Annotated in this window: 9 protein-coding genes; 2 read left to right on the plus strand and 7 right to left on the minus strand. The window is 54.2% G+C overall.

The features are described from left to right. Positions 1 to 2: 2 nt before the first annotated feature. From creD to creA, 4 genes are read right to left on the minus strand one after another with little or no spacing between them, the layout of a single operon-like run. On the minus strand, positions 3 to 1,364 hold the full coding sequence (gene creD / locus FDW94_RS18475; protein WP_137378062.1) for a cell envelope integrity protein CreD: 1,362 nt from the start codon (positions 1,362 to 1,364) through the stop codon (positions 3 to 5). A 57-nt stretch (positions 1,365 to 1,421) separates the two neighbouring features. After that, the gene (gene creC / locus FDW94_RS18480) at positions 1,422 to 2,846 is read right to left on the minus strand and encodes a two-component system sensor histidine kinase CreC (RefSeq protein ID WP_032942324.1); all 1,425 of its coding nucleotides are present in this window, start codon (positions 2,844 to 2,846) and stop codon (positions 1,422 to 1,424) included. After that, positions 2,846 to 3,535 carry a two-component system response regulator CreB gene (creB, locus tag FDW94_RS18485; RefSeq protein ID WP_032942323.1) on the minus strand — a complete coding sequence of 230 codons (690 nt, stop codon included), beginning with the start codon at positions 3,533 to 3,535 and terminating at the stop codon, positions 2,846 to 2,848. Before creB ends, creC begins: the two co-directional genes overlap by 1 nt. 12 nt (positions 3,536 to 3,547) lie before the next feature. After that, positions 3,548 to 4,021 carry a protein CreA gene (gene creA, locus FDW94_RS18490; RefSeq protein ID WP_137378063.1) on the minus strand — a complete coding sequence of 158 codons (474 nt, stop codon included), beginning with the start codon at positions 4,019 to 4,021 and terminating at the stop codon, positions 3,548 to 3,550. Positions 4,022 to 4,232: 211 nt separating this feature from the next. On the opposite strand from creA, the gene robA reads away from it, so the two are divergent. Further along, entirely contained in the window at positions 4,233 to 5,102 is an 870-nt protein-coding gene (gene robA / locus FDW94_RS18495; protein ID WP_048214985.1) for an MDR efflux pump AcrAB transcriptional activator RobA, read from the plus strand. On the opposite strand, the gene gpmB is transcribed toward robA, so the two are convergent. After that, on the minus strand, positions 5,099 to 5,746 hold the full coding sequence (gene gpmB / locus FDW94_RS18500) for a 2,3-diphosphoglycerate-dependent phosphoglycerate mutase GpmB (RefSeq protein ID WP_137378064.1): 648 nt from the start codon (positions 5,744 to 5,746) through the stop codon (positions 5,099 to 5,101). The genes robA and gpmB overlap by 4 nt on opposite strands. Positions 5,747 to 5,817: 71 nt before the next feature. On the opposite strand from gpmB, the gene yjjX reads away from it, so the two are divergent. Further along, entirely contained in the window at positions 5,818 to 6,333 is a 516-nt protein-coding gene (yjjX, locus tag FDW94_RS18505; RefSeq protein ID WP_008786139.1) for an inosine/xanthosine triphosphatase, read from the plus strand. Between the two features lie 55 nt (positions 6,334 to 6,388). On the opposite strand, the gene trpR is transcribed toward yjjX, so the two are convergent. Continuing rightward, entirely contained in the window at positions 6,389 to 6,715 is a 327-nt protein-coding gene (trpR, locus tag FDW94_RS18510; protein WP_008786138.1) for a trp operon repressor, read from the minus strand. An 89-nt stretch (positions 6,716 to 6,804) separates the two neighbouring features. After that, the coding region (sltY, locus tag FDW94_RS24500) for a murein transglycosylase (protein ID WP_249358631.1) at positions 6,805 to 8,008 on the minus strand (1,204 nt) is incomplete at its 5' end.

Here is an 8,008-nt window from a genome sequence, read left to right on the forward strand (position 1 = left end):
CCCTATTTCCATAAGCGAAACTCGTCACTCTGCGCAGGCAGAGGCTCCGGAATTTCTGTCGGCTTTGGTTTTGGCTGTGCCAGCGAGTGCCAGTCAAGATGACGCGTCAGGAACATCACGCCACACAACGCGACCAACAGCACGCCGGTTCCCAGCAGTAAAGAGCTGTCCTGTGAACGTAGCAGCACCCACATCACCCCATCCAACCCCAGCAGCGCCACGGTGAATAAAATACTGTTCCGCCAACTCTGTAATATCGCCTGCAGATACACCCCGTTCATTAACGCGCCTACCAGGCTTGCCGTAATCCACGCCGCCGTAAACCCAATGTGCTCAGACAATGCCAGCAGCAGCAGATAAAACATCACCAGCGATAGCCCCACCAGCAGATACTGCATCTGGTGCAGACGCAGGCTGGTCATACTTTCAAGCACGAAGAAAGACATAAAGGTCAGTACAATCAGCAGGATGGCATACTTGGTAGCCCTGTCCGTTAACTGATACTGATCCGCTGGCGTGGCGACGGCAACGCTAAATGCAGGCATTCCCTTCCAGCCAATCTTTTCGCCATCAAAGCGTTCGCCGAGGTTATTCGCGAACCAGCTGCTTTGCCACTGGGCCTTAAATCCTGACTCGCTTATTTCGCGCTTCGCCGGGAGGAAATCCCCCAGAAAGTTGGGATGCGGCCAGTTGCTGGTTAAAGTCATTTCACTGTTACGGCCAACCGGAACAACGGAGAAATCTCCGGTTCCGCTCAAATTCAACGACAGCACCATGCTCAGGTTTTGCTCCGCCCAGCTCGCGTCAGGTAGCGGTATGTGGATCCCTTGAGCTCCCCCATCCAGCCCCGTCCCTGGCTCAACGGCCAGCAATTCCCCATTGACCTGCGGCGCTTGCACCACACCAATCCCGCGCGCATCCCCCACGCCAACCACGATAAACGGTTTGCCGACGCTGACGTTGGGATGGTTTAAATCGCGCAAGCGTTCAGCGTTAAATTCGGCCTTCACCGAGAGGTCATTGTGCCAGACCTGGCCTTCGTAAATACCGATTTTACGCGCTTCAACGTTCTGATTCCCCTCAACCACCAACGACTCCGGCAGCCAGAAATGGATATAGCTGCGCTTACGCTGGATCTGTTTGTCGCCTTCCAGCTCGATATACAGTTCCGTCACCGGGACGGCAATCAGCGGCCCGACCATCTTTTGCGGCCCGCTGGTGCTCTGACGAATAGCATCTTCAACTTCATCACGATAATCCGATCGCTCAACGATTATCTGCCTGACCATCGTCAGTGGAATTAACAGCAATAATATGGCGCCGCCTAAGGTGACGATTTTCCAAAACAGGGGTGATTTAAACATAGCGTTCTCCTTTGCAATATCAGTAAGGTAGAACAGCTATGTGCGGAGAATTTGAAGTTATGTGAAGTGACGGTGAAGCGTAAACGAGGCCTGGGCGCCGCCCTCTGGTCGGTTAGATAATGTCACCGTACCTTCATGCAGTCGTGCAACTTCATTGACAAACGCCAGCCCCAAACCGCTGCTCTTGTGTCCATTCTCGCGGGGCAGCGAGTAGAAGCGCTCAAAAATACGCGGCAACGCAAAATCAGGGATCCCGCTACCGCTGTCGGTAACCTGCAATGTGACCAGCTCCTCCTGCTGATGCGCGCTCAACGTAATCGTCCCGCCCTGTGGCGTGAAGTCGATAGCGTTGTCGAGCAAGTTCCCCAATGCCTGCTCCAGTAACGCGGGATCGGCAGCGACGCTAAGCGATGAAGGCAGAATGGTCAGCGTAATGTTTTTTGCCGCCAGCTGCACGCTACGCGCCTCTTTGAGCTGAGCAAAAAGCGTATCTACCTCCACCGCCGTCAACGTAATGTCCTGTCGATTCTCCAGTCGCGCCTGGCGCAGCAAAGTTTCGACCAGCGCCTGCATGCGCGCATTTTGCGTCAGAATATTATCGGTAAAACGCGCTACCACGTTTGGCGGCGGGCCTTCGCGCAATATCTCTGCCGCGCCACGAATGGCCGCCAGCGGACTTTTCAGCTCATGCGTTAACGCGTAGACATACTGCTCAATGTAGTTCTTGCCTTCGAGCTTCAGACGCATACTTTCCAGCGCCTGCGCCAGTTTGCGTAACTCGCTGCTGCCTAAATCAGGCAGTGGGACGGGGCGATTCTCGGTAACGGAGTCGGCATAACGCGCCAGCCGGGCAATGGATCGGTTTATCCACCATACCATCCCGAAGCCAATCACCAGGGCAATGCCCAGCAATACGGCGCTGGCCCACAGCATTCGCCGTTCACTGCGTTTAATCACCGGTGCCATCGCCGCATTTGGTTTGCCGACACTGAGCACGCCGATAATACGCCCACCGTCTACGATCGGCGCGGCAACGTACATCACTGAGCTTTCCGGATCGTTCGGGTTTTGCGGCGTGCTGCGGGCACCATACTGCCCACGCAGCGTTAACCACACATCGTTCCAGCGGGAGTAGTCCTGACCGACGGCCTGGTTAGCTGAATCAAACAACACCTTGCCCTGCGCGTCCGTCATGTAGACATGGTATTCATTACGCACTTTGTTAATGCCGCTGATGTTGGCGTTAAATGGGCGGTTATGCAGCTGCGCAAATGCCTGCGCCAGCTTGCCGTTAGCCGGTGAGTCAGAGAGCACGTCATCACGCGCCAGTGCAGCCAGCAGCGTGGCGGTATCAATTAGAGTACCTTCGGTCGCCCGACGAACGCCTGGCTTAATTTCCTGCACAAAGATCGACAGAACAAACCAGGCGGCGACCGCGACAATCAGAAAATAGCCGAGCAGCAAACGCATGCCAATGCGCATCAGCAGTTCCTCAGGCTGTATCCCATACCGCGATGTGTATTGATGGGGGAAAGCTCCGGATTGATAGCCCGCAGCTTGGCACGCAGCGTTTTGATGTGAGTATCAACCGTTCTGTCAAAGGTATCCTGCGCGTCTGCCCAGACTAAATCCATCAGCTGCTGGCGAGAGTAAATACGTCCCGGCGACATCAGCAATGTTTTCAGCAGCAGGAATTCATAGCGCGTCAGGTTCAACGGCATGTCGAACCAGGTAATCTGCGCGGCCAGCTCATTAAGTTCAAAATCCCCACAGCGCGTCGTCGATGAAGGCGTGGAGAATTTTTGCACCCGCCGCAGCAGCGTACGCACACGAGCGCACACCTCACGCGGCGAGAAAGGCTTGGCAACATAGTCATCTGCGCCAATTTCCAGCCCCAACAGGCGATCCACTTCATCGCTGCGCGCGGTCAGAAAGAGGATCGGCAACGCCGGGTGGCGTTCCAGTAAACGTCGGCACAGTTCAAAACCACTGATATCCGGTAGCCCGACATCCAGAATGATGGCATCAGGGCATTGCTGGCGAGATTTCTCCAGCACGGGAAATCCGCGCTCAAACGCCTCTACACTAAACCCTTCCTGTTGCAGCATGTAGATAAGCGTATCAGCGATTCCCTGCTCATCCTCAACCAACCAGATCAACGGCTGTTGCATTGTGCTTCCTTGTTATTGCCGCCACGGCATGATGGGTACCGCGCTAATGGCATTTTTGGGCGATCCATCGACCACTTTATCTGAATAGGCCAGATAGGCCAGCGCATTACGTTTCGCATCGTAAAAACGCACGACCTGTAAAGATTTAAACACCAGCGAGGTACGTTTCTTAAATACCACTTCGCCCTGAGCTTTACCGTTCTTGATTCTGTCGCTCAGTTCTACCGGCCCAACCTGCTGGCAAGAGATGGCGGCATCGGAGGTATCTTCCGCCAGCCCCAGTCCACCTTTGATGCCGCCGGTCTTCGCACGACTCACGTAACAGGTCACATTGGTAACATCCGGATCGTCAAACGCTTCGACCACAATTTTATGATCCGGCCCAAACATTTTGAACACCGTATCGACAGATCCAATCTGCTCCGCATGGGCGACCTGCGACAACATCAGCAGAATTGAGGAAATGACTAAGCTCTTATATTTCATATTGTTACCATTCTTAAAAGTTGTTCTGCGTAATTATTAAACATTCTAAGATAAAATGTATACAGATCACAGGATTACAATAATCACGCTTTCGTATGTCCGAAAAAAGCACTTATGAGCAAAAAAAACACTGAATGCTAAAACAGCAAAAAATGCTATTATCCTCATACCTGACGTCAGGTACTCGTTGTTGAAAGGATGAGGATATTTTATGGATCAGGCTGGCATTATTCGCGACCTATTAATCTGGCTGGAAGGTCATCTGGATCAGCCTTTGTCGCTTGACAATGTGGCGGCAAAAGCGGGCTATTCCAAGTGGCACCTGCAGAGAATGTTTAAGGACGTGACGGGCCATGCTATTGGCGCCTATATCCGCGCCCGTCGTTTATCGAAATCCGCAGTGGCGCTGCGCCTGACTGCGCGTCCAATTTTGGATATTGCGCTGCAATATCGCTTCGACTCTCAACAAACTTTTACTCGCGCATTCAAGAAACAATTTTCGCAGACACCAGCGCTGTATCGCCGTTCACCCGAATGGAGTGCATTCGGTATTCGCCCGCCAATGCGACTGGGTGAATTTGCGATGCCTGCGCACGAGTTTGTCACCCTGGAAGATACGCAACTGCTCGGCACCACGCAAAGCTATTCCTGCTCGCTGGAACAGATTTCAGATTTCCGTCATGAAATGCGTATTCAGTTCTGGCGCGACTTCCTTGCTCAGGCTCCGGCGATCCCGCCAGTGCTGTACGGGCTTAACGAAACGCGTCCGAGCATTGAAAAAGACGACGAACAGGAAGTGTTTTACACCACAGCACTGACGCCGGAACAGGCCAATGGCTATGTGCCGTCGGCGCAGCCTATCCTGTTACAGGGTGGCGAGTACGTGATGTTTACCTACGAAGGGCTGGGAACCGGCGTGCAAGAGTTTATCCTGACGGTTTACGGCACATGCATGCCAATGCTGAACCTGACGCGCCGTAAAGGACAGGATATCGAGCGATACTACCCGGCAGAAGATGCCAAAGCGGGAGATCGCCCGATCAACCTGCGCTGCGAATTCCTGATTCCGATTCGCCGCTAGCGCTGTAGTTCATCCAACGCAGGGGCGTCCAGATGTGAGATGTCCCCTGCCGTTTCAACGACCCATCCCGGCGCCAGCCATAAGCTTTCCTGGTAATCAACGCGAGAAATTGAACAGTTGCGCAGACGCAAGCGACGTTCAGCCCATGCCGGTAATCCCAGAATTGTGCTCACCAGGCAACCCAGCGCGATACCGTGGCTGACCAGCAGTGGACGACTTCCAGGCGGCAGCGCCAGACAGGATGCCAGCGCCGCATTGACGCGATCGCTCAGCTCCTGCATCGATTCCCCTTCCGGAATACGACCATCCACCGTGCCGTTCACCAACTGGCGACGCCAGCCCTCTTCCTCTGGCGTCAGCGTATCGATGTGACGTTTTTCCAGCACCCCCATATTCAGCTCACGCAGACGAGAATCATAGGTGATATCACAGCCGCAGGCCTGGGCGATGATTTCTGCGGTGCGTCGTGTACGACCAAGATCGCTACTGATGACATGCGTAATACCAAACGAGCGGGCGCGTTCTCCCACCTGCATGGCTTGTTGTTCACCTTTAGCGGTTAGTGGGCTGTCTGACTGGCCTTGAATACGTCGCTCGGCGTTCCACTGCGTTTCGCCATGGCGAACAAGGTATACCTGTAACATGCTTTTTTTCCGTTATATACTCGTCATACTTTGAGTAGACTCTGCGATGAATTTTCAAACTGAGCTTAATTATGCACAAGGTTATCTCTGCGACCACCAATCCTGCCAAAATTCAGGCAATTCTGCGGGCATTTGAAGAGATTTTCGGGGAAGGATCCTGCCATATTGAACCCGTCGCCGTCGAGAGTGGCGTGCCGGAACAACCTTTCGGAAACCAGGAAACGCGCACTGGCGCACGAAATCGCGTTGATAACGCTCGCCGCCTGCACCCGCAGGCTGATTTCTGGGTCGCCATTGAAGCAGGAATTGACGATGACGCCACCTTCAGTTGGGTGGTGATTGATAACGGCATTCAGCGCGGTGAAGCCCGTTCAGCCACGCTGCCATTGCCTACTGTCATTCTCGACAGAGTCCGTAAAGGTGAAGCACTCGGCCCGGTGATGTCGGACTATACGGGTATTGATGAAATTGGCCGTAAAGAAGGCGCAATCGGCGTTTTTACCGCGGGCAAGCTGACGCGCTCAAGCGTCTATCACCAGGCGGTGATTCTGGCGCTCAGCCCGTTTCATAACGCGGTGTATTTATAGCATTGTGCCGGATGTTCAATCGTAGGCCGGATAAGGCAAAGCCGCATCCGGCGGATCAATGTTTCCCGAGCAACACCTGCTCCAGCCACTGACGCAAATCCACCGGTGCGGATTTGAGGCTGTTCGACCCCCGCGTAATAGTGGCAATCCCCGCCCCGAGCTCGTTTTTAAGCTCACGCTGGCTCATCTCGCCGCGCAGCAGCTCTTCAATGATACGCACACGCGTGCCCAACGCTTCACGCTCATCCGGCGTTAACATCAAATTGAGCAGCGGCAGGTGTAAATCTTGTTCGTAGGCGTGTTTAAGCAGATCGACAAAACGTAACCACTCCTGGTGACGTTGTTCTGCCATCTCTGCTGAATAGGGTGATTGCTGAGTCATAAGATATCGCCATCGTTGCGGGGGAAGCGTGCTTGCTTCCCCCTTTTGTACTCTTTAACGAGTACGATAGCATAACACAATCGACACGATCAGTAACGACGTTGCCATTCTGCGTCGCTCATCAACTCCGGTTTATCGCCGAGGAAATAGCGATAGTACGCATCATAAGCCAGCACATTCTTCACGTAACCACGCGTCTCTGAGAATGGAATACTTTCGACAAACGCCACAGCATCAATGCGGCCAGCGCTATTGCCAAGCCAGGTGCGAACGCGTCCCGGACCGGCGTTATAGGCTGCCGACGCAAAGATGCGGTTATTGCCGAATTGCTGATATACGTACTGCAAATAGCTGGTACCAATGTTGATGTTGGTATCAGGATCCAGTAGCTGGCTCGGACTGCTGTAACCTGGAATCGAGAACATTTTCACCGTATGCGTCGCCGTGCCCGGCATAATCTGCATCAGCCCGCTGGCGCCGACCGGTGATTTCACTTTCGGGTTCCAGGCGCTTTCCTGACGCGCTATCGCCATCGCATAACTTGGCTGAATATCCTTGCCGCTGGTGTAACGGGTAAACAGATCTTTATAGGCCAATGGGAAGCGCTCTTCCAGATGATCCCACAGCTTACCGGCGATCGTCGCCTGAACGCTCAGATCCCACCAGTGATTGTTGAACGCGTAACGCGCCAACTGAGCCTGCTCGGACTTGGTACGGCTGGTAACCAGATTCGCCCATTCACTGCGCGCGGTATTATCCATGTTCCAGTACATTAGCTCGCGTACACGTGCCATTTCTGGCCCCTGAGTCAGCGCAGAATCAACGTTCGCTGGCGCTTTATCCACTTTCAGCTCGTACTCTTCGCCCAGGCGCTGTGCCGCCACCATCGGATAGAAACCACGCTGCTGCATGAGCTGGTGCAGGATCTCTTTGGCTTCCGCATCACGTCCGCGCTCCAGCAGCAGATCAGCCTGCCAGTAGCGCCACTCGTCTTTTTCTTTTGCTTCCATTGGCAGACGTGCCAGCCAGGTATTCAGGCCACGACGATCGCCGGTTCCCAGCGCCATGCGCACGCGACGCTCCACAAGCGAGGTGGAATTGGAGCGCATAATCGCATCATCACGCCATTTGGCCTGCTCGTCGGTGACGTCATTGCCCATCAGGCGCCAGGCAACAATGTCGCGCAGCTCCTGGGTTTGCTCGTCATTAAGCTGTTGCGCCTGCACCAGGGACGGGATCATCAGGCGGGCGTTTTCCACATCCTGACGCGCCACGCTGGCAAAGGCGACCGCC

This window comes from Citrobacter sp. wls757 (genome assembly GCF_005280935.1).
Lineage (GTDB): Bacteria > Pseudomonadota > Gammaproteobacteria > Enterobacterales > Enterobacteriaceae > Citrobacter > Citrobacter portucalensis.

Bases quoted from the DNA above. Each gene is read 5' to 3' on its own strand.
- creA (WP_137378063.1), bottom strand. From the start codon at position 4,021: ATGAAATATAAGAGCTTAGTCATTTCCTCAATTCTGCTGATGTTGTCG.
- gpmB (WP_137378064.1), bottom strand. From the start codon at position 5,746: ATGTTACAGGTATACCTTGTTCGCCATGGCGAAACGCAGTGGAACGCC.
- yjjX (WP_008786139.1), top strand. From the start codon at position 5,818: ATGCACAAGGTTATCTCTGCGACCACCAATCCTGCCAAAATTCAGGCA.
- creD (WP_137378062.1), bottom strand. From the start codon at position 1,364: ATGTTTAAATCACCCCTGTTTTGGAAAATCGTCACCTTAGGCGGCGCC.
- creC (WP_032942324.1), bottom strand. From the start codon at position 2,846: ATGCGCATTGGCATGCGTTTGCTGCTCGGCTATTTTCTGATTGTCGCG.
- creB (WP_032942323.1), bottom strand. From the start codon at position 3,535: ATGCAACAGCCGTTGATCTGGTTGGTTGAGGATGAGCAGGGAATCGCT.
- robA (WP_048214985.1), top strand. From the start codon at position 4,233: ATGGATCAGGCTGGCATTATTCGCGACCTATTAATCTGGCTGGAAGGT.
- trpR (WP_008786138.1), bottom strand. From the start codon at position 6,715: ATGACTCAGCAATCACCCTATTCAGCAGAGATGGCAGAACAACGTCAC.